This is a genomic window from Pseudomonas sp. B19125 (genome assembly GCF_044218855.1).
GTDB lineage: Bacteria > Pseudomonadota > Gammaproteobacteria > Pseudomonadales > Pseudomonadaceae > Aquipseudomonas > Aquipseudomonas edaphica.
This window is the reverse complement of the sequence record NZ_CP162589.1, coordinates 2,492,705-2,514,851: the sequence shown is the minus strand read 5'-3', so window position 1 is coordinate 2,514,851 and position 22,147 is coordinate 2,492,705. Positions and strand designations below refer to the sequence as shown.

Annotated in this window: 8 protein-coding genes and 1 tRNA gene; 2 read left to right on the top strand and 7 right to left on the bottom strand. The window is 59.8% G+C overall.

Annotated features, from left to right (window positions below; all coding sequences use genetic code 11):
- Positions 1–4: 4 nt before the first annotated feature.
- From AB4P96_RS11445 to AB4P96_RS11415, 7 genes are all read right to left on the bottom strand, one after another.
- Positions 5–970 carry a FecR domain-containing protein gene (locus tag AB4P96_RS11445; RefSeq protein ID WP_395600776.1) on the bottom strand — a complete coding sequence of 322 codons (966 nt, stop codon included), beginning with the start codon at positions 968–970 and terminating at the stop codon, positions 5–7.
- Positions 967–1,473 carry a sigma-70 family RNA polymerase sigma factor gene (locus AB4P96_RS11440; protein WP_395600775.1) on the bottom strand — a complete coding sequence of 169 codons (507 nt, stop codon included), beginning with the start codon at positions 1,471–1,473 and terminating at the stop codon, positions 967–969. Before AB4P96_RS11440 ends, AB4P96_RS11445 begins: the two co-directional genes overlap by 4 nt.
- A gap of 294 nt (positions 1,474–1,767) precedes the next feature.
- A complete protein-coding gene (locus AB4P96_RS11435; protein ID WP_017137011.1) occupies positions 1,768–2,001 on the bottom strand; it encodes a hypothetical protein in 234 nt (77 codons plus the stop codon).
- Positions 1,988–16,675: a filamentous hemagglutinin N-terminal domain-containing protein gene (locus tag AB4P96_RS11430; RefSeq protein WP_395600774.1), complete on the bottom strand. Its 14,688-nt coding sequence runs from the start codon at positions 16,673–16,675 to the stop codon at positions 1,988–1,990. The genes AB4P96_RS11435 and AB4P96_RS11430 overlap by 14 nt, the downstream gene beginning before the upstream one ends.
- 33 nt (positions 16,676–16,708) lie before the next feature.
- On the bottom strand, positions 16,709–18,430 hold the full coding sequence (locus tag AB4P96_RS11425) for a ShlB/FhaC/HecB family hemolysin secretion/activation protein (protein WP_395600773.1): 1,722 nt from the start codon (positions 18,428–18,430) through the stop codon (positions 16,709–16,711).
- Between the two features lie 214 nt (positions 18,431–18,644).
- Positions 18,645–18,720 (bottom strand) — tRNA-Asn (locus AB4P96_RS11420).
- A gap of 86 nt (positions 18,721–18,806) precedes the next feature.
- A complete protein-coding gene (locus AB4P96_RS11415; protein ID WP_177034517.1) occupies positions 18,807–19,691 on the bottom strand; it encodes a LysR family transcriptional regulator in 885 nt (294 codons plus the stop codon).
- A gap of 101 nt (positions 19,692–19,792) precedes the next feature.
- Here AB4P96_RS11415 and lldD point away from each other — a divergent pair, with 101 nt between their 5' ends.
- Positions 19,793–20,935: an FMN-dependent L-lactate dehydrogenase LldD gene (gene lldD / locus AB4P96_RS11410; protein ID WP_017137790.1), complete on the top strand. Its 1,143-nt coding sequence runs from the start codon at positions 19,793–19,795 to the stop codon at positions 20,933–20,935.
- A 282-nt stretch (positions 20,936–21,217) separates the two neighbouring features.
- Positions 21,218–22,144 carry a GGDEF domain-containing protein gene (locus AB4P96_RS11405; protein WP_017137791.1) on the top strand — a complete coding sequence of 309 codons (927 nt, stop codon included), beginning with the start codon at positions 21,218–21,220 and terminating at the stop codon, positions 22,142–22,144.
- The last annotated feature ends 3 nt before the right edge of the window (positions 22,145–22,147 follow it).

The following is a 22,147-nucleotide window of genomic DNA, read 5'->3' as shown; positions in this document are numbered from 1 at the left end:
AACTTTACGCGGGCACCACCGTCACCCAATAACGGTTTCTTCGCTCGATGCGCACCGGCAAGGTTTTGGCCACCAGGGCCAGCGCGGCATCGGTGTCGTCCAACTGGAAACTGCCGGTGATGCGCAGCGCCGCCACCGCTTCACTGCAACGCAGCAAGCCTGGACGATAGCGCGAGAGTTCGGCGATCAATTGATCCAGGCGCATGCGTTCGGCAGGCAGGATGCCGTGCATCCAGGCCTGGGCCAGCAACAAGTCAACCGGGCTTGGGCGCCCGATTGCGTAGTCGTCAACGTTTATCTGCCAGCCAGCCTGCAACGGCACGGGCGTCGGCTGATGCCGCGCACTCACTTGCACCCGCCCGCGCAAAACAGTCACCTGCGTGCTCTGATGATCATGGCGCACCAACAGGTTGGCACCCTGGCTATAAAGCAGCGCGTTCGGGGTTTGCAGTTGTAACGAGGCAGACCCCGCTGGCGTATCGAGTGCCAGCTCGCCCTCGACCAACTGCACACTGCGTTGGCCTACGCTCACGTCCAAGTTGACCGCACTGGCGGTGTTCAGCCACAGCGAACTGCCGTCCGCCAGGGTCCAGTGTCGGCGTTCGCCAGTGCGGGTGCGATAACTCGCCAGCGCCGCGCGTACACGCGTGGAGTCCGCACCTTGCCAGGCAACGCCGCCGAGCAGCCCCAGCGCCAACAGGCACTTGAGCACCTGACGACGGCGATGAGGATCGGTCCCGGCCGCCTGCAATGCCTGGCGTGCCGTGACGTCGGCCAACACATTGGCGCCTGGTTGCAACAACAGCGGCAAGCTGCTGACCCGCTGCCAGGCGTACTCATGCGCAGGGTTGGCCTGACGCCATTGCTGCAAAGCCTGATGGTCGGCGGCATTCATCAAGCCAGACTGCAGACGCACCAGCCACTCGATGGCACTGTCGCGCACTTGCGGGTCAACCGCCACACTGCTCATTCAAACCGGCTCGCATAGCAGACACTGAATGCCTTACCCATGGCGCGCTGCACCTGGGCCACCGTCAGGCTTAATTGTTTGGCGATCTGCGGATAGGTCAGGCCATCGAGCTGCGACAAGAAGAAAATCTGCCGCACCCGCCCCGACAAACCGACCAGCAGCGAATCCAGCTGCAACAGCGTTTCGATCATCAGATGCCGGTCTTCCGGCGAAGGCTCCTCGGCCACCGGCCGCGCCGCCAGTGCTTGCAGATAAGCGCGTTCGATGGCTTGGCGACGCCAGCGGTTGATCAGCAAGCCGTTGGCGATGGTGGCCAGAAATGCCATGGGCTGGCGTAATGCACGCACGTCCTCTTGGGAGCGCAGCACGCGGATAAAGGTGTCATGTGCGAGGTCTTCGGCATCGGCCGTATGCCCCAGCCGCCGATGCAACCAGCCTCGGAGCCAGCTGTGGTGATTGGCGTACAGCTGGGCGACGGGCGAGGGGGTGCTGTCGTGCTGCATTTCAGACCCACACTAATGATAATGTTTCTCATTTTATGGTCTGAGGAGAGGGGTTGTATAGAGGAAAAGTTGCGACGATCAGCCAAATCCAATGGCAAAAAAGCCTGCATTTCTGCAGGCTTTTCTCTATCTGGCTCCACGACCTGCAACGGAGCCACGAAAAACGTGCTGCAGACACTGAATCAATGCACCGCGTGACTATCAGCTATCGAGCAACCTTTATGCCTCACTTAACTTCCTGACCAACGTAGCCGCCATTAGCTTCAACGTTCTCTTGCTCACAGGCGCATCTCACTAACGCCTAAAGATGATTGATTTTGCGAAATCTGCATACTTATAAAACCAACTCAACGCGAACAAAATCGAGAATGGCATTCCAAACCATACAAATACCACATCAAATTCCACCTCAAACCCTGCGGAAATAAACAGGACTGGCAACAATGCCAGCAGGCAGCCTATGGAAAGCATTACGACTAAAATACCCGCCGCCATTATCGCCGAAGACATCAACTTACTTACCGTCACCCTTAGCCTCCTCGTAAAAGCCATAGCCTTTATAACCCACTCCGCCGACATACACACCCAGCGCAGTACCAAATGGCGTTTTCGTACCTAACAGCGGAATGATAAAATTATTATCCATCTTCGGAACCAAAACCCCGAAGATCGAACCCTTCCTCAACCCATCCGAAGCCCCCATCACGAGAGGGACTTTCCCAAAGCCAGCACCGGCGGAAAGTAACGTATCCGCCCCTTGGTAGACCAATGGACCATAGCCACCTGGAATCAAGTCAAACGCCGACTTAACAGGGTTGTAGCTCTTAGGCTCATCCCCCCAGAAATGGTTGTACATCCCCGTGGTTCCTTCCAAGACATTACCTGCTCCAAACGCACTCATGGGAGCGCCCACGAAGCAGCCCGCAGCAGTGGCGCATAGCGTAACGCCTGCACTCACGGTCATGCCACCCAACCCCGCTGTGACTGCACTTTTTCCGACTGGGATTACATCGGACGTTGTTCCGTCAGCCAGACGATCAAAAAAACTATAGTTAAACAGCCCTTTTTCTTGCTGCACTTGCGCCCACGTAAGTTCATTACTGAGTCCAGCCATATCTGACTCCGTAAGGTATTTATTACGGTACTCTTCGCCGCCTCGTTCAAACTCCGCCCAGCATTTCGTCAGAAAACAGGTCGCTTTTTCGAGATTTTCTTTTTTGAAATCTCCTTTTTCAGTCTCTTGCTGTATAGCGTCAATTTCATCTTTATGTGCAGAACGATTGTAGAGGGTAGCATTTTTCGCAATCCATCCACCTTTCTCGATGGACTTCGCATCAGCATCTTTTTGCGAAGCTGCCGCCAGAACACCGACTATTTGAGAACTCATAGCTAGCAGATTCTTATCACCGCTAACCAACGAATCCAAGTGAACTACAGCCGCTTCGTTAATACCCGCCGCCAGCGCGCCGGTCTTGAAGTCTCCACCGGTGGCCTGGGCAAGTAACCCACCGACCATCGCATGCACCAATATCTTCGGCGGGTAGCCATCAGTCAGTTTGCCCTTGGTGTAATCCCCCACAGCATTGAAGCTTGCCGCTGCCAACGTGTTGAACAAAGCGCCTTTGAGTGCATCACCAAAGTCACCACCTTGCCCGAGCGCTTTGCTCAGCAGCGTCGACGTGCCGTTCTGCAAGGCTTGGTTCGCCGCAAACTGCCCAACGCCGGTCCAGGTGTTGAGGGCTGGCGAAGTGATAACAGCTCCCGTGCCTGGATTGGTCTGCGTGCCTGTCCAACCATCGAAAAGACCCGCCGTCAGGCCTGCCGTTACACCCGATATCACGTAGCCCTTCATTGCATCCGACGAGGTGACGTCCTTGAACACCGCCCCAAGATTGCCCCGGTTATTGATAACGCTGACGCTTGCATTAGTCGCTGCACTTGAAGCAACCGCACCCACCGCCGCTCCCGTAGCACCACCACCCGCCGCAGCCGCAGCCATCGGCCCTACGACCGCAGCCATCACGATCGCGATAATGATCTGCGACGCAGGACCAAGCCCGGAATTGCTGTATTTGAAGCTGTCGTGGATCTCCTTGACTTGATGCCAATCTACATCGCCACGCTTTTCCGCTTCCTTTATCCATGCCAATTGCGGGTCAGCTTTGACCATTGCATCAATGGACTGACTAACGGTTTGCTGATTGACCTGCGTCACATCAATTTTCAAACCATCCACCGCTTTGATCGCAATAGCGCCTGCAGCGGCCATTTGCGTTTGACGCACGGTTTCGTCGGTATTGCCTTTGCCTTTGGATGACACCCAAAAAGCGTTGTTATTGGACTTCTCGTGGCTTTCCTGATGAAGGTCCTTCACACCTTCGAACGTCACACTACCGCCACTGGCAATGGTCAGATCATTGCCACTTTCCAACTTCGCCGCCTGGTACTTCTGGTCACCCTGGCTTTGAATCGTAAGGTCGCCACCGGTTTTTATTTCACTGCCGATGTTGGTGACTTTAGTCACTTCGTCACGCTGGGTTTTCTTAGAGCCCCAACTCCCCTTCTTCTTCATGTCATACAGCGAATAATCGCTGTCTTCAGCCGACAGCAAGCCCAGGTTGCCGCCCGCGACCAGATAAGCCTCATCCCCCGCACTAATGCGGCTGGCGGTCATTAGCAGGTCCTTACCCGCACCAAGCGTTACATCCCCACCCGCATTCAGCGTGGTCGACACCTGGCTCACATGATCTTCCTGACGCTTCTCCTTTTTGCTCTTTCTAGAGGAATGTTCCTCATCCGCCGCCGAAGCCAGAATCAAATCAGCGCCTGCACTCATGCTGATATCGCGTTTCGCATCGATTTGGCTGGCAATCGCCGTGATATCCCGGCCCGCCTTCACGTTGATATCGCGCCCCGCCTCAACGCTTGAGCCATGTTGCGTGGCGCTGCTCGTTTGCAGACGCTTGCCCATGTCCATCGCGTTTTGCTCTTCGGCGGACACGAAGCTCACATCGCGCCCGGCGACGATCGTCATGTCACGACCGCTTTGCAAACCACTGCCTGCGCTGGTTACGTTTTGCCCCGCCTTGATACTCAGATCATTCGCCGCCTCAACCCGCGCAGCGCTATCCACATAATCGCGATGCTGCGAGTACCCTGCCCCTTTGTCATCCCAACCGGTCACGCTGCGTTCGTTGATCACATCGCCATTAATGGCGGTCAACGTCACATCACGCCCTTTGATGATGCCTCCGGCTTTGTTGACGATATTGTTGCCCGCCAGCAGGTCCAGGCGGTTGCCTGCTTCGATCAGCCCGCTGTTGGTCATGTCGTTGGCGGCCTTGGCCGACAGGTTGTTGGTGGCCCGCAGGGTGCCGGCGTTAACCAGGTTTTCGCCGGCAATCAGGTTCAGGTCGTTACCCGCGATCAAGGCTCCGGTGGGTGCAAGACGGTTGTTGGCCTGGGCCAGATACAGCACCGGCACCAGGACTTTTTCACCGTTCACTTCGTGCTCTTCCAGCCACACGATGTCATGCGTCAACGCCGCGACCTGTTGCGAGGTGAGGCTGACGCCCATCGACAGGTTCAGTTGCTGCTTGCTGCTGATGGCATTGTCCATCAGGTACTTGAACAGTTTTTCGTCGGTGGTCTGGCCGTCGATAAAGCGTTGGCCGGTGCGTGCTTGCACGGCCTGCTGAATCAAGCGCTGTTCGTAGAGGCCATCGCCCAGGCGCTTCCAGCTTTCGTCCGGGTTGTAGCCCACGCCTTGCAGCAGGTAGTCCGAGCTCATGAATTGCTTGAGGTCGGTGAGTACCGGGTTGGTTTCGATCAGGTATTTGTGCGGTTGCGATACGGCACGACTTTCCGGCAGGCCCTGGACGCGGCTGATGGTTTGGCTGGCCAATGCCGTGGGTTGGCTGACCTGCGGTGGCTGTACGTTACCGACAACGGGTACGTCGTGGGCCGCCGGGGTAAGGCCCGGCAGTTGGGTATCCGGCGGTGCGATCGCAGCAACGTCTGCACTGCGTGCAACGGTCGACAAGCCCGGCACACGCAGATCAGGGAGAGCCCCGTCAGATGACGTATGCACAACCCTATCGCCTGGCGTTACGGCAGGCAGGTCGATGCCCGGCCGCGAACCATCGACCGCAGGCTGGGGGACACCCGTAGGATTGCGGGCGTCAATGCCATCGACGCGGGTGATGTCTACGCCACTGGTGCGACCCGGTGGCAGGGGCTGCACATCGGCGCTGCCCACGGCGCCGGTATCAATGGCACTGGCAACCGCGTTGACGACACCGGCTTCACGAGCAGCCACGGCAACTTGGCGCGTGTTGGTGGTCACTTGCGCCGCGCCACCCACCTGAATCACACGTTCGTGGGCGCCAGGCAGGGCTTGTTGGCGTTGGCTTGGGTCCAGGCTGGCGCTGCCCAGCGTCCAATCCTGATTACCAGCACCTGCCTGCCCCGTAGTGCCACTTTGGCCACTTAAACGAAACAATCCGTTCTGCCCGCTGGGCAAACCGAAGCCCGGCAGGGTCAAGGGGTTGACCTGCTGTTGGGCAAGGTCGGGCGGCAATTGTGCATTGAGCACTACCACCCGGGTTTTGTTGGCGCCTACGCCGGTGTCCAGCGAACGGCCATCAACCGCCAGCGCGGTCTTGATCACGTTGATGTTGTTGATGCTTTTACTGGCGGTGAGCGCAGCGTTGCCACCGGCCTGAATAATCGCCGGGGCCACCACCTGGGTGCCGCCTTGTACCGCGATGGGCTGGTTGATGCCGGGAAACAGCGACGGGCTGAACCGCGTCATCAAGGCCGCAAACGCCGCCTCATCCACCGGCGAACCCTGCGGGTGCGCACGGTTATAGGCCTGCACCGCGGCGACCATCTGGTTGTATTGGCCTTTGGAGATTTTGGTAATGCCGCCGTACTCCTGGCTCTGGGAGCCGGAACCACCGGTGGCCGCCAGGTTCAGAATGTTCTCGCCGCTGATCGACAGATCGTTAGCAGCCGACACCACGCTATAGCGGTTGGTGAAGTTCTGACCGGTAATCACCATGTTGCGCCCCGAACTGATCGTGGCGGAAGGCGAGTTCGCTTCGATCACACTCTCAACCGTGCGGCTCAGGGACACCGCCGGGCGCCGGTCGCTCCAACCGCCGCTGCAATGCTGGGTGCAACGGATGCTCACGCCCACCGAGGTCAGCTGCTGGTTGAGGGTGAATTTCTCGCGCTCGTTGACCACGTCATTGGCCGACAGTCTGAGGTCGCCCACACTCTCGATGCTGGCAGAAACGTTACGCACACTCTGCGCCAGAGTGCCAGCGGCTACACCGGCCACCGTAAGGTTGCCCAGGCTGTAGATATCCGAATAGTTGTTGGTCAGGCTGCCGAGGTTGAGGTTCGAATCCTGGCCGCTGAACAGGAAGCCACGTGCCCCGATGCCGCTGGCGGCGTGGTCGTTGAGCAGGCTTTGTGCCGTCAGCACCAGGTTCTGTGAAGCCCCCAACGTGCCGGTGTTAACGATGCTGCCGGCGTTGATGCGCAGGTCGCTGCTGGAGGTCAAACGCCCTCGGTTGAGCAGTTGGCCCCCGGTGGTCAGTTGGGAGGCGCCGCCGCCTGCCACACTGGCGGCTTCATTCACGGTTATCTGCGCGGCACTCAAGCCCAGGTTGCCCAGGCTGCTGTAGCGCCCATTGCCGCCATAACTGCCGGCCAGCGTCAGATTGGCCGTGCCATCACTGGCGATCAGGCCATCGTTATTCCAGTTGCCGCCGTTGCCCGTCAGGCTGTCGGAGGCGAGTAACTGGCCACTGGCGGTCTGGTTCAAGGTATTGACGTTGACCGTCAGGCGCCCGGCCTGGATCACGCTGCTGTTGGTCCAGCTGTCTGCGGCCAGGGTCAGGCCACCACGGGTCACCAGGTTGCCGCCGGCATTGATCAGGTTGGCGGTGGCGATATCAAAAGTGCCGGTGCCGCCGTGCAGCAGACTGCCGCCCTGGTTCAGGAAGCTGCCGGCATTCAGGGTCAGGTCAGCGTTGGAGGTTTCCAGTCGTCCATTGCGGTTATCGAACGCACCGCCGAGCTGGAAATTGGTTTTGCCGCTACGGCCCAGCGCGCGCAGTTGCCCGCCTTGGTTGTCGACACTGGCGCCTGTCACGCTCAGGGAGCTATCGCTTTCAATCACACCGCTGCGGTTGATCAACGCGCCACCAGCGCTCAGCTCAACCGCGCGACCTGCAATTTGCCCGGCGCTGTTGTCCAGCTGTGCACCACTGACTCGCATCAAGCCGGTGGCATACACCCCGCCGTTGGCATTGGCGAAGTAGTTGGCATTGACCACTGCATCGCCGGTCTGCGCAGCGATGAAGCCGTTCTGGTTGTCGAGGCGGTTGGCAGTCAGGTTCAGGCTATGGGCCTGGAGTGTGCCACCCTGGTTATTGAGGTCACCGCTGACGCCCAGGCTCAGGCCGGTCTGGCCCTGCACCTTGCCCTTGGCGTTGTTCAATCCCACTGCGTTCAATTGCACGTCGGCGTCCTGGCTATAGATCAGGCCGTCGTTAGTGTTTTGCACGATGCCGGTGCTGGTGATCGCGACACGATCCTTACTGGCAAGGGTGCCGCCGCCACTGTTGTTCAGGCTACCGGCGAACAGCGTCAGCAGGCTTTGGCTGATGATTCTGCCCTTGGCGTCGTTGTTGACCTGCATCGCCCGCTGCAGCAGCAGTGGGCCGGAACTGGCAATGCTGCCGCCGCTGTTGTTGAGGGTGCCGAGCAGGTTGAGGGTCAGGCGACCGTTGGTGGCCAACGTGCCGCTGTTGTTGTTCAGGTCGGTGCCGGTGACGGTCATCGCTTGTTGGGCGTTGATCGTGCTTTGGTTGGTCAGTGTTACCGCTTGCAGATCCAGCGTGGTGCCGCTTTCGATCAAACCGCCGTCGGCGTTGGTCAGCGCACCGGTCACGATAAGCGTTTGCCCATCGCCACTGGAAAGTACGCCTTTGCCACTGTTATCCAGGCTGGCGGCACTGACGCCCAAGCGGCCCTGGCTAACCAGCGCGCCTTCGTTGTTGTTTTGCAACGCGCCGCTCAGGCGCACATCGATTGCACCGCTGCGGCTGGAGAGCGTGCCGTTGTTACGGTTGTCGAGGTTGCCACCACTGACGTTCAGGCCTTGCCAGCCGGACAGCAGGCCTCTGGCGGTGTTGTTCATGGTGTCCGCGTTGACAGTCAGCACTTGGCTGCTGATCAGCTTGCCGGCGCGGTTGTCCAGGTTGCGCGCCGTCAAAGCGAAGCTTTGCAGGCTGGAGATTTCACCGCCCTGGTTATTAAGGTCGCCCAGGTTTTTCAGGGTCAGCGGGCCGTTAGTCAGCAGCAGACCGTTGCGGTTGTCCAAATCACTGTTGTTGAGGTCCAGGGTCATTCCCTGCTCACCCACAACGCGACCGCCCGCCAGGGCCAGAGCGTTGAGGTTCGCGGTCAACACACCTTTGGCCGAGACCTCACCGCCGTTGCCGGTGTCGAGGCCGGCGGCGTTGAGATTCAGGGTTTGCTTGGCACTGATCAAGCCTTGGTCCTGGTTGTTCAGCAGGCCATCACTGGTCAGTTGCAAGTCGCTGCGGCTATTCAAAGTGCCGCCTCGGTTGTCGACGGAGCCTGCGTGAGCGTCGAGGCTGGCGGCGCCGATCAGGCCTTTGAGGTTGGCCAGGGCTTGATTGACGCGCAGGGTCAGGCCCTGATTACTCAGCAGCTTGCCGTTGCTGTTATCCAGACTTTGCGCGGCCAAGGTAAAGGCTTGGGCGCTGGAGATTTCACCGTTCTGATTATTGATGCTGTTGAGGTTGTTAAGCGTCAGCGGGCCAATAGCGTTGATCAATCCGCCTTGGTTCTTCAGTTGGCCGTTGTTCAGGTCGAGACTCAAGCCAGCGTTGCTGAACAGCTTACCGCCCTGCTGATCCAGCCCGGTGACGCTGGCGGTCAGCGTCTTGGCGCTGCCGATGCTGCCGCCGTTGGTCAACTGTGCGGTGGTCAGGGCCAGGGTGTCGCCGCTGTTGAGGCGGCCGGTTTGGTTGTTCAGCTCGCCCGTGCTGACCGTGACCGGGCCTTTGCCGCTGATGATGCCTTGCTGGTTGCCAAGATTGGCGCTTTGCAGTGTCAGGCCGCCGTCGGTGACCAGTTTGCCTTCGCTGTTATTGAGGCTGTCGGTGACGGCGACGCTCAAACCATTGGCGCTGGACAGGCTGCCTTTGCTGTTATTCAGGCTGCGGGCTTTGACGGCCAATGCGTCTTCGCTGCTAAGTACACCCTGGCTGTTATCGAAATCACCGGCGAGATCCAGCTTCAGCGATTGCTGGCTGAGCAGCTTGCCGCCGTTGTTGTCCAGCATGGAGCCGGTCAGCGTCAGGCGCTCGCCGTTGAGTTCGCCGAGGGTGCGGTTGATGACCTGATCGACTGCAAGGCTTAACGTACCGCCTGCGAACACCACACCTTTGTCGCTGTTGTTGAGCTGCTGACCGGTGACGCTGACGTCGGCGTTGCCGGTCAATTCGCCGGTGCGGTTGTCGAGCGTCTGCACGTCGAGTTTCAGCGCTTTTGTGGCACCTACCAGACCGTTGCGGTTATCAAGGTTTGCGCCGCGCAGGTTGAGCTCGTCGGTGCTGATCAGTTTGCCGTTTTGGTTATCGAGGTTGCTGGCGCTGATCGTCGCAAGCGCCTTGCCCGCGATCTCGCCATTGCGGTTGTCCAGCGTTGCGCTGGTCAGCAACAAGGCACCGTCGGCGATCACGCTGCCGCGTTGGTTATCGAACAATTGGCTGGCGCTGAGGGTGACATCGCCACGCCCGCTGAGCACGCCTTCGGTATTGTCCAGGCGAGTGCTGCGCACATCCAGGCTGGCGGCGTTGAGATGGCCTTTGAGGTTGGCCAGCAGTTGGTCGACACGCAGGGTCAGTGCCTGGTTGCTGATCAGTTTACCGTTGCTGTTATCCAGGTTTTTTGCGACCAAGGTAAAAGCGTTCTGGCTGGAGATTTCGCCGTCGCGGTTGTTGATATTGGCGAGGTTGTTCAGTGTCAGCAGCGGTGCGTTGATCACACCCGCGTTGACCAGTGCGCCGTGGTGCAGGTCAAGGTTGAGTTGTGTGGTGCTGACCAGTTCGGCGCCGTCCAATTGCGTCAGGCCGGTGACGCTGGCATTCATTGCGCCGACGCTGGCGATATGCCCGCTGTTGGTTAGCTGGGTGGCGCTGAGGTCGAGCTTGTCGGCGCTGATCACACGGCCGTCGATGCCGTTGGTGAACTGTCCGGTGTTAACGGTTGCCAGGCCTTGGCTTTTGAGCAGGCCGTTGGTGTTATCCAGGCTGGCACTGGTCAGTGTGAGGTTTTGGGCGCTTTCGACGGTGCCGCCTTGGTTGATTAGCGCCGCTGCACTCACAAGGGTCAACGGTCCTGCGCTGGAAATTTTGCCGCTGGTGTTGTCAATACGCTGGCCTGCCAGCGCCATCGAGCCTTCGCTGGTGAGCTTGCCGCCTGTGTTGTCCAGGCCTGCCTTCAGTTGAAGCGCCAAAGCACGCTGAGCGCCAACAGTGCCATCGGTGTTATCTACTGCAGTGCCGGTAAGCCGAGCGTCCTGGGCAAAGATCAAACCTTTGGCCTGATTGATCACCTCGGCCATCGCCAATTCAAGCGCAGTGCCGGCCAACAACTTGCCTGCACTGTTATCCAGGCGTTGCCCGCTGAAATCGACGCTCTGCTGGCTGGAGATTTCCCCGCTGCGATTGTCGGTGCTGCCTGCCTTGAGTTTCAGCACTTTTGTCGCGGCGAGCAAACCGCCGTTCTGGTTATCCACGGTGGCAGCGTTGAGACTCAGATTACCCTTCGCGACCAACTGACCGCCCTGCTGATTCAGCACACCAATCGTGGCGTCCAGATCATCCTGGCTGGCGATGCGCCCTTTGGCGTTTTCAACGGTATCGAGGGCCAGGCGTACCGGGCCAATCGCGCTGGTCAGGCCGTTCTGGTTGTTCAAGGACTGGCCGTCGAGTGCCAGCGCCTGCTTGCTGTTAAGCACACCTTCACGGTTGTCGAGCTGGCCGACGTGCAGGTTCAGCCCCTGATTGGCGCGCACCGCGCCGCCACGGTTATCCAGGCTATTGCTGCGCAGGGTCAGCAGGTTCTGTCCGGACAGGCGACCGGTGCGGTTGTCCACACTCCCAGCCTGGATGTCCATCACGCCTTTGGCGAGCACGGCACCTTTGGCTTGGTTATCGAGCAGGCCGTCGACTTTCACCGTCAGGCTGCCATCGGTCGCCAGACTGCCGGACTGGCTGTTATCCAGGCTGGCCGCGGTCACGTTCAAACGCTGGCCGGCGCCCAAGGTGCCGGCCTGGTTGAACAGTGCACCGCGGGTGGTCAAGTCAAGGCTGATGTCGCCCATCACATGACCGTCGTTGCGGTTATTCAGGGTCATCGCGTTGACCACTGTGGCGCCGCCGCTGGAGACTTCGCCGTCGTCGTTATGCAGGTCAGCCGCCAACGTTAACGCGAGGTCTTTGGAACTGCTGAATACGCCGTGGGTGTTATCCAGTCGCCCAGCTTGAGCAGCCAGGCCTGCCGCAGAAATGACGCCCTTGAGGTTGATCAGCGCTTGGTCGACTTTGAGGGTCAGCGCCTGATCACTGAGCACATGGCCGTTGCTGTTATCCAGACTTTGTGCGGCCAGGGTGAAGGCACGCTCGCTGGAAATTTCGCCGTACTGGTTGGCGACCGTGGAGAGGTTTTTCAACAGCAACTGACCCGGCGCATGGATCAAGCCACCGGTGTTATCAAGAACGCCGTGATTCATGTCCAGGCTCACGTCACTGGTGCTGTAGAGCTGCCCACCGTTGCGTTGGTCCAGGCCCGCGAGGCTGGCGGTAAGTGCCTTGTTACTGGCGATATGGCCGTCAAAACGGTTGTCCACGTTCCCTGCCGTCAGCGCCAGGCGATCAGCACTGGTCAGGCGCCCGCCACTCTGGTTATTCAACGCGCCGGTCGTGATGCGCACAGCGCCGTCACCGATCATTTTGCCGCCGCTGTTGTCGATGCTGGCGCTGCTCACGGTCAACGCCATCGCGCTGAGCAGCTCGCCGCTGCGGTTGGTCAGTACGCCGCTGGCGGTCAGATCCAAAGCCGCACCGCCGCTGAGGCGGCCGCTGTCGTTGTTCAGTGTGGCGGTTTGCAGGGTCAGGCTCTTGTCACTGCGTACGGTGCCTTGCTGATTGTTCAGTTGGTCCAGTTTCAGGCTCAGTGCGCCGTTCGCTAAAAGTCGACCTTTGTTGCTGTTGTCGAACTGCCTGCCGTTGAACGACAGGTCGGTGAGGCTGGAGACTTCGCCGCCCTGGTTATTCAGGCTATCAACTTTCACCACCAGCGACTGGCGAGCGTTGAGCAAGCCACCCTCGCGGTTATCCAGTTGCGTGGCGCTTACCTGCATCGGCCCGGTTGCCGTTACGCTACCGCCACGGTTATCGAATTGCTCAATCGCCAAGACCGCCTGCTGACCGCTGACAAACCGACCGCCACGGTTGATCGCGATGCCGCGGGTAGTGACGTTAAGCAAGCGGTCACCCTGCAACAGTCCCTGGCTGTTATCCAGGCTCATGCTGCTCAAGGTTGTGGTAGCACCGATGACTTCACCGTGGTGATTGTCCAGGGCAGTGTCGACGGACAGTGCCAGATCATCGCGGACGTTCAGCTTGCCTTCGGCATTAACCAGGCTGTTTGCGTGCAGGTCCAACCCCGTGGCAGCGACCAAGCCTTTGGTATTGTCCAGCGCGCCGGCAACGCGCACCAAAAGCCCTTGCTCGCTGAGCAACTTGCCGCCTCGGTTGTCGAGGCTGCCTGCAGTAAACGCCAGGGCCTGGGCGCTGGAAATTTCCCCGGACTGGTTATCGACACTGCTTAAGTTGCTCAGTAGCAGCGTGCCCGGCGCGTGAATCAAGCCGCCTTGGTTATTCAGGTGGCCGTGGTTCAGGTCAAGGTTTACACCCGCCTGGCTGTGGATATTGCCTTTGGCACTATTGTCCAGGCTTGCCGCACTCACCAGCAACGGGCCGGTTGCGCTGAACAGCCCGGCCTGGTTCAACAGGTGCGCGCTGATCAACGCAGTAAGGCGACCGTCGCTGGTCAGCTTACCGCCACTGTTGTCCAAGCGCGTAGCGGTGATGTCCAGCGCCTGCCCGGCGAACAGCGTGCCCTGGCGATTGTCGATCAAGCCTGAGCTGTTGAGCGAGAGCATCGCGTCGCCTTGCAGCAGGCCCTCGCGGTTATCCAGCGACGCACTGTTGACCGACGCCGTGCGCGCCAATAGCTTGCCACTGCGGTTATCCAATGCTCCGTCGATCTGTGCGATCAGGCCATCACCCGCGCTGAGCGTGCCGCCTTGGTTAGTCAGGCTGGCGGCGCGTACATCCAGCGTTTTAGCCGAGATCAAGCCTTGCGTGTTATCCAGTGCGTGGGCGATACGCAGGGCCAAACCCTGCTCGCTGAGGAGCTTGGCGTGCTGGTTATTCAGGGTATCGGCGGCCAGGGTAAACGCCTGGGCGCTGGAAATTTCGCCGCCTTGGTTATCGACGCTGGCGAGGTTGCTCAGCAGTAATTGGCCAGGGGCGTTGATCGTGCCGCCCTGGTTATTCAAATGCCCATTATTGAGGTTGAGGCTTACGTCACCCTGGCCGAAGAATCGACCATCGTTGTGCTGATCAAGACCACTGATACCAGCATTCAGCATTTGGCCCGCGCTGATGCGGCCGCCCTCACTGTTATCCACTTGGCCGGCGTTCAAATTAAATGCGACGTCACCGCGCAAGGTGCCACGCTGGTTGTTCAGCGGGCCGCTTGATTGCACGGTGAGGTTACGGGCGACGAGACTGCCCTGTTGGTTATCAAGGCTACCCAGGCTGAGGCGTACATCACCTTTGGCGGCAAACAGACCGGTCTGGTTGAGCAATTGCCCGGCAATCACCGCGACCAACACGCCGTCGCTGGTGAGCGTGCCTGCGCTGTTGTCCAGGCGGGATGCATTGAGGGTAAACGTTGCACCTGCCGCCAATGTACCGCGCTGATTGGACACCACGCCGCTGCTGAGCACCAGGGAGCGATCACCTTGCAGGCGGCCACTGTTGTTGTTTAATTCACCCGTGGTGGACGCCAGGTCGGTGGCCAGCAACTCGCCGCCGCGGTTGTCCAGCAGGCCTGCGGTGTTCGCCGTCAGTTGATTAAATGCGCGGAGCTTGCCGCCCTGGTTGTTCAGGCTGGCGGCGTTGACGTCGAGGTTCGACGCAGAAACCAGGCCCAACGCATTGTTCATTGCACCGGCGATACGCAGGGTCAGGTCTTGGTCACTGAGCACTTTACCGGCGCCGCTGTCGAGGCTGTTGGCGGCCAGGAGGAATGACTGCGCGCTGGAGATTTCCCCTTGGCGGTTATCGACCGTGTTGAGGTTGTTAAGGGTCAATTGACCGCCGGCGTTGATCAGGCCGTTGCGGTTATCCCAGTGACCTTGGTTGAGGCTCAACGTCAGTGAGCCTTGGCTGGTGAGCGAGCCCTTTTGGCTGTTGTCGAGGGCGCCAGTATTGACCTGTGCCGTCTGACGCGATGCAATTCGCCCGCCCTGGTTATTGATCAGCCCCGTCGCATTCAGGCTCAGCGATTGGCCGGCCGAGACCAGGCCGGCGACGTTATCCAGTTCATTCAGTTGCAGCGTGACCTGCGCCTGGCTCGACAGCTCGCCGTTGCGGTTGATCAGTTGCCCGATACCCGCCGTGAGGTTGCCGGTGCTGGTGACCAAACCACCTTGACTGTTGAGCAGTTGCCCGGCGGTGATCCCAAGGCTGCCTGCGCTGAGGAGGCGGCCCTGGTTCTGGTTGTCGATCTGCGTGGCCGTCAGCTGTGCGTCGCGCCGGGCGCTCAAGGTGCCGCCCTGGTTGGCCAGCTCTCCGGTGTTGACGCTGAGGTCGCGGCTGGCGATCACGGTTTTGCCGGTGTTGTCGATGGCCTGCGCGGTCAAGCGCACATCGCCCTGGGCATTGCGGCTGTTATCGGCGTTGACGCCTGCTTCGATGATCCCGTTGTTGGTCAAGCGGCCGCCGGCGTCCAGCGCGATGCTGTCCTTGGCCGCCAGGGTTTGTTGCGTGGTGAGCGCACCTTGGGTGTTTACCGACAGATCAGTACCGGCGTAGACCGCCGCCTTGGCTTGCAAGCTGGCCGCTTTGACGGCGACAGAGGTGCCTGCCGTGGTTGTGCCCATGACCACATTGCCCGCAGCATCAATCTGGATATCACCACCGGCGACCATATCGCCCGACAGCTTCACGCCCACACCGGCCTCGGTGCCGATCAGCTTGACCGCGCCCACATACATGCCGCCCAACGCCGACGAGTCAATCGCCAGGTCCGGCGCCTGGCTGCCATCTGCCGCCCGTGCGGTGGGGTTTAAGGTGCGTGCGTCCACATCGTTGCGCCCGGCGACGATGGTGAGTTTTTTCGCCTGGATCTGCGCATTGATGGTGGTAGCGCGGGTGATGATTTCGAACTGGTCGACATTGGTCGCGTTGAGGCCCGCGCCTTCGATGGCGACGTTGCCTTGATCGACTTGATAGCGGCTGATCTGGCCGTTTTCGATCACCGCTTTACCGGTGGTCAGCGTGACTTGCGGCGTGTTGATAAAGCCGCAACCGTTGCAACTGATGCCATACGGGTTGGCGACAATCACATGGGCCGACTGCCCCGCCACTTCGGTGTAGCCGCGCAGTTGGCTGGGGCTCCCGCCGTTGACTTCGTTGAGGATGATATTGGCAGCGGTGCCGCGCAGGTTCGGGTTGCCGACGATGATGCCACCCAGTTGTGTGGCCTGGGTGCGGTCGGTCGCGTTGTTGAGGATGACGCCGTTGGCACCGACGTTATAGTCATGAAATTGGTTGTGCGAGAGGCCATTGGTATTCGGTGCGGCGATATTGACGATGGGCACGCCATTGCCCGCCTGCGCGAGGCCTGTGCCCGGCGCACTGACCACAATGCCGTCGGCCTGGGCCAGCAACGGGTGCCAGAACATCGCGTTGGCCAGGATTAACGCCAACCCGCGTTTAGGCAGCCCCAAAAAGTGGGAACGGCTTTTTACGGCAGCAGAAGGCTGGCGCACGAGGAAGGCGAACTGGCGAACGTCCATGTTGTGTCTCGATACCCGAAGGCGGTAAAAAAATTAAAGGAAAAAATCCATACGGAAATAGATCGGCGCTTCACGCTCTGTGATAGCGGCCGGTCGTTCCAAAGAGTGGGCAAAGGTCACGCTGGCGGCGACGTTTTTGCCACGGGCAAACAGCTCCACCGAGTTGCTGCTCATGCGCCCATGCTGCTCGGCGTTGTAACGGTCGCGGCTGATCACGCCCTGGTCATAACCGAGGCTGGTGCCGTATTCGCTGAGCACCGGTTGCAGCCAGGCCCAGGTCACCGGGCGGCTCCAGCGCAGGTCGTTGCGCCAGTAGCCGCCGCTGTCGCCGGACAGCATCTGGTCCTTGTAGCCACGGATCGACGACTGCCCACCCAGGCTCATGCGCTGCGGGCTGAACAGCACATCTTCGCTGTGCTGGCCGGTCATCAAACTGCTGAAGCTCAAGGACTCGCCCCACAGCTTGAACGGGTACAGGTAGCTGACGGTGGCCGTGTATTTGCGGTAGCGCGCATCGGCCTGGCCGTGGCGCGGGTTGTGATTGGCCTGGGCGTCAAAGGCACCGATGCCGTCTTGCATGCCGAGGTCGATGTTGAGAAATGAACTGCCGATACGTCGGCCGTGGTTGATGCCGAACTGGGCTTCGCTGAGGCGGTTGCTGCTCAGCGCCAGCTTGCTGTCTTCAATGAAGTTGTTGGTGCGCAGGTAGGCGACGCCGGTGCTCAGGGAGGTTTTGCTCAAGGCGTCGCGGTGAACGACACGCTCCAGGCGCAACTGGTGGCTCTGGCTGTCGCCGGTCTGCTTGAACTTGAAGTTGTTGGCCTCGGCCCGAGAGCGGTATTCGCTTTCGGTGTAGCTGTAGGTGAGGTTCCACCAGCCGAAGGGCAAGCTGTAGTTGAGCATCGAATTGCGCGAGGTTTTCTGGTGATCGCTAACCGCATCGTGGCCGCCACGCAACGAAAGCTGGTCGGCCAGGCCCAGCGGGTTGTCCCAGTCGAGGCTGGCGCCCCACTGTTGTTCGCCGGTGCTGCGCTGGCCGCCGTTGTGCCGCGACAGGCCGACACGCCAGGGCTTTTGCGGGGTGTTTTTGACCAGTACATCACTGCCGCCCACGGCCTTGCCCGGCGCCAGTTCCATCTGCGCCTGGTTCGAGGGCAAACGGTTTAGCTGATCGACCATCTGCTCGATTTCACGCAGGTTGAGCAAATCGCCTTGTTTGCCGGGAAAGCTCATCGCCAGTTGGCGGTCGGTGATGCCGCTGCTTTGGGCACCTTTGAGGCTTTCGAGTTTGCCCTCGACTACCTGAATTTTGAGGTTGCCGCTGGAAAGGTCTTGCTGTGGCAGATACGCGCGACTGGTGACCAGGCCCTTGGCCAGGTAGCGGTCGGTGATGACCTTGAGCACTTCGTTGAGCTGCGGCACGCCGAGGCATTGGCCGATGTAAGGCTTGATCAGCGCGCTGCGCTCGTCTACGGACAGGGCGTCGGCGCCTGCGAGCTCGATGGTTTTGATCGGGAAGCAACGGGTGTCGGCAGGCGTCGCCGGAGCTGCAGGGGCGGCGGATTTACCGGGCAGATCCTTGAGTTCTTCGAGGCGCCGCTGCTGCTCTTCGAGCAGGCGGTCCTGACGGTCGCGGATCAGGTCGGTGATGCCGGGGGTGCTCTGCGGGGGCGCGGCGTGCGCTAATCCGGCGGTGCCCAGGCAGAAAAAAACGGACAGCAGGCAAAACCTGGTCCGGCGTTCCAAACGCCACATGTCTAGATCCCTCTACATAGCGTTGTGCTATCAATGGGCGGCGATTCTAGGATGGCACTTTGATGGCGTCAATAAAATGTACAAATTTGTTTCAAAAGTGAAACAAATCAGGTTCAGTTTGAAAATTATGTTTTTTTAAAATCATGCACTTAACAAAAATTTCAAAAAATCCAAGGCAAAAAAAAGCCTGCATCTCTGCAGGCTTTTCTCTATCTGGCTCCACGACCTGGACTCGAACCAGGGACCCAATGATTAACAGTCATTTGCTCTACCAACTGAGCTATCGCGGAATGCGCCGTATGTTACTGATTAAAAAGAAGAAGTCAAGCATTGAGGAGCATTTTGACGAATTCCTGCAAATTACGGCCGCAGCCCGCTACACCGGGCTGGCCATTTCCTTGGCCAGATCCAGCCACGCACGCGCCGCCGGTGGCAGGTGTGCGCTGGCCCGCCAGGCCAGGGCGATATGCCAGTCGGTGTGTGGTTCGTCCAACGCAATCAAGGCGATACCCGCGTGTTGATGTTTGAGCGCGAGCATGCGCGGCAGAAACGCAACGCCCAGCCCGGCTGAGACCAGGTCAACGATAAAGTCGATTTGCCCGCTGCGCGCGGTCACTCGGGGCGTGACGCCTTTGCGCTCACACGCGGCGAGGATCTTGGCGTTCAGGGCGAAGCCGGCTTCGAACAAGATGAACGGTGAATCGGCCAGGTCGGTGAAGTCGATGTGTTTGCGCTGGGCCAGTGGGTGGCTGATGGGCAATACCGCCATCAGCGGTTCATTGCGCACTGGCTGGTAGTCGAAGGCTTCGTCCACCGGCAACAGCAGTGCGGCAAGGTCGACCTCCCCGGCTTCCAGACATTCGCGCAGTTTTTTGCTGCCGTATTCGGTGAGTTCGATCTCGATATCCGGGTAGCGGCTGCGGTATGCCGCGAACATAGCGGCAAACAGCACGCCGCAGCCCACCGGCGGCAGGCCGATGCGCAGCACGCCGCGCTTGAGGCCGCGCAGGTCGTTGATCTCGGCCACCAGGTCGTTGTGCTCGGCGAGGAGTACCAGGGCGCGGCGGTAGGCAATTTCGCCGGCGGCCGTCAGCTCGTTACGGTGGCCCAGGCGATTGAGCAGCGGCGTGCCGAGCTCGTCTTCGAGGGTCTTGACCGCTTTGCTCACGGTGGATTGAGTCAGGGCCACCACCTCAGCCGCCTGGGAGAAACCGCCCTGGCGCACCACTTCGACAAAGGCCCGCACGGTTCTCAGGTTCATCGGTATTCCTATAGCGACTGGGTATTAGTAATAAAAGTTGTTTTTATCATGCCAGCTTTTTGCTTATGGTGGTGCGACCCAGCTCTGTGGAGAACCCGTTCATGATCATCTCGTCCGCCGCCGACTACCGTGCAGCCGCCAAACGCAAGCTGCCGCGCTTTCTGTTCGATTACATCGACGGCGGCGCCTACGCCGAGCACACCCTGCGCGCCAACAGTTCGGACCTGGCCGAGATCAGCCTGCGCCAGCGCATCCTGCGCAATGTCGACAACCTGAGCCTCAAGACCACGCTGTTCGGCCAGGAGCTGGCCATGCCAGTGATTCTCAGCCCCGTGGGCCTGACCGGCATGTACGCGCGACGTGGTGAGGTGCAGGCGGCCAAGGCGGCGGCCAACAAGGGCATCCCGTTCTGCCTGTCGACGGTGTCGGTGTGCCCGATTGAAGAGGTGGCGTCGCAAAGCCCGCAGTCGATCTGGTTCCAGCTCTATGTGCTCAAGGACCGCGGCTTTATGCGCAATGCGCTGGAGCGCGCCCAGGCAGCGGGCGTGACCACGCTGGTATTCACCGTCGATATGCCCACACCCGGCGCGCGTTACCGTGATGCGCATTCGGGCATGTCCGGGCCGTATGCGGCGCAGCGCCGGATGCTGCAGGCGGTGTGCAAGCCGCAATGGGCCTTCGATGTGGGCCTGATGGGCCGCCCTCATGATCTGGGCAATATCTCCAAATACCTCGGCAAGCCCACCCACCTGGAAGACTACATCGGCTGGCTGGCGAATAATTTCGACCCATCGATCAGTTGGAAAGACCTGGAGTGGATCCGTGAGTTCTGGAAAGGCCCGATGATCATCAAGGGCATCCTTGACCCCCAGGATGCCAAGGACGCGGTGAGTTTCGGTGCCGACGGCATCGTGGTCTCCAACCACGGCGGGCGCCAACTGGATGGCGTGTTGTCGACCGCCAAAGCCTTGCCGCCGATTGCCGAGGCCGTGGGCGATGATCTCACGGTGCTGGTGGACTCCGGCATTCGCTCCGGACTCGACGTAGTACGCATGCTCGCCCTGGGCGCCAAGGGTTGCCTGCTGGGACGTTCGACCGTGTATGCGCTGGCCGCCGCCGGCCAGTCCGGGGTGGAAAACCTGCTGGATATCTTCGCCAAGGAGATGCGCGTGGCCATGACCTTGACCGGCGTCACCTCGATTGACCAGATTGACCACTCCACCTTGGTTCAAACAGCCAAATAACTGACGTCACTGCACAACGACTGTGTTGAGTTTTTTAAAACAGTCGTTGATTTATAAGGCGTTTTTGTAAGTTAAACAAAGTGGCATGAATCTCGCTCTAACCCCTTTCAAGCAGGTTAAGCGATGACAAGACGTGTGGCAGGGCCCAGGGGTTATAACCCATGGCAAAGCGGTTTAAACTGTTTCCAATGTTTTACGGAACTGAAGGAACAGTAAGACGCTTGGCATTTGCCGCTCTCGTGCAGCCTGTAAGACAGTTAAGTGCTTAGAGGCCGTCAGCTTATGAAATCACCGACCCAGACCAACGCAATTGACTTCGACAGTGCCAAATTGCAACGCCTGGGGTTTGGTCAGCCGTCCCTGCTTCCACGTCGCCCCACCACACTTGCGCAACTTCGTCAGCAACTGAACCAGCAGTTGCAAACCAGCCTTGAGCCGGAGCGCATTCTGGCGCTGTTCTTTCGCGAAGTTCAGCGGCTGGTGCCGTTGGACGCGCTGCAATATCGCCATGAGGCCAGCGACTTGCGCCTGGAGTTTGGCCATCGCGGGCATCACTCGGTGAGCTACACCTTGAGCCATGAAGGCGAGCATCTGGGCGAGTTGATATTCCGGCGCAACCAGCGTTTGCTGGACGACGAGTTGGCGCAACTTGAGTCACTGCTGTCGACGTTGCTGTACCCGATGCGTAACGCCCTGCTCTACCGCGCCGCCACCCGCAGCGCCCTGCGTGACCCGCTGACCGAAACCGGCAACCGCATTGCGATGGACCAGACGCTGCAACGGGAAATCGACATGGCCCGGCGGCACCTGAGCCCGCTGTCTTTGTTGATGCTGGACATTGACCATTTCAAGAAAATCAACGACACCCACGGCCATGCAGCGGGCGACATCGTATTGCGCGCTGTCGCCGACTCGATCAAAAGCCAGTTGCGCAATGTGGACATGGTGTTTCGCTTTGGCGGGGAAGAGTTTCTGATCCTGCTGTCGAACACCGGCCGGGACGCGGCAGGTATGGTCGGCGAACGCCTGCGTCGGGCGGCAGAGGCTCAGGACTATTGGGCCGATGGCAAGCGAATTGAACTGACGGTGAGCCTGGGTTGCTCGACCCTGTTGGCCGCCGAGTCGGCAGAAAGCCTGTTGCGGCGGGCCGATAACGCCCTGTACGTGGCCAAGCGCGAAGGCCGCAACCGCTTGGCAATGGCGGGGTAAAAC

What these genes read in the sequence shown, in the direction of transcription:
- AB4P96_RS11415 (WP_177034517.1), bottom strand. Translation starts at nt 19,691, where the DNA reads ATGAACCTGAGAACCGTGCGGGCCTTTGTCGAAGTGGTGCGCCAGGGC.
- AB4P96_RS11445 (WP_395600776.1), bottom strand. Translation starts at nt 970, where the DNA reads ATGAGCAGTGTGGCGGTTGACCCGCAAGTGCGCGACAGTGCCATCGAG.
- AB4P96_RS11430 (WP_395600774.1), bottom strand. Translation starts at nt 16,675, where the DNA reads ATGGACGTTCGCCAGTTCGCCTTCCTCGTGCGCCAGCCTTCTGCTGCC.
- AB4P96_RS11425 (WP_395600773.1), bottom strand. Translation starts at nt 18,430, where the DNA reads ATGTGGCGTTTGGAACGCCGGACCAGGTTTTGCCTGCTGTCCGTTTTT.
- lldD (WP_017137790.1), top strand. Translation starts at nt 19,793, where the DNA reads ATGATCATCTCGTCCGCCGCCGACTACCGTGCAGCCGCCAAACGCAAG.
- AB4P96_RS11440 (WP_395600775.1), bottom strand. Translation starts at nt 1,473, where the DNA reads ATGCAGCACGACAGCACCCCCTCGCCCGTCGCCCAGCTGTACGCCAAT.
- AB4P96_RS11405 (WP_017137791.1), top strand. Translation starts at nt 21,218, where the DNA reads ATGAAATCACCGACCCAGACCAACGCAATTGACTTCGACAGTGCCAAA.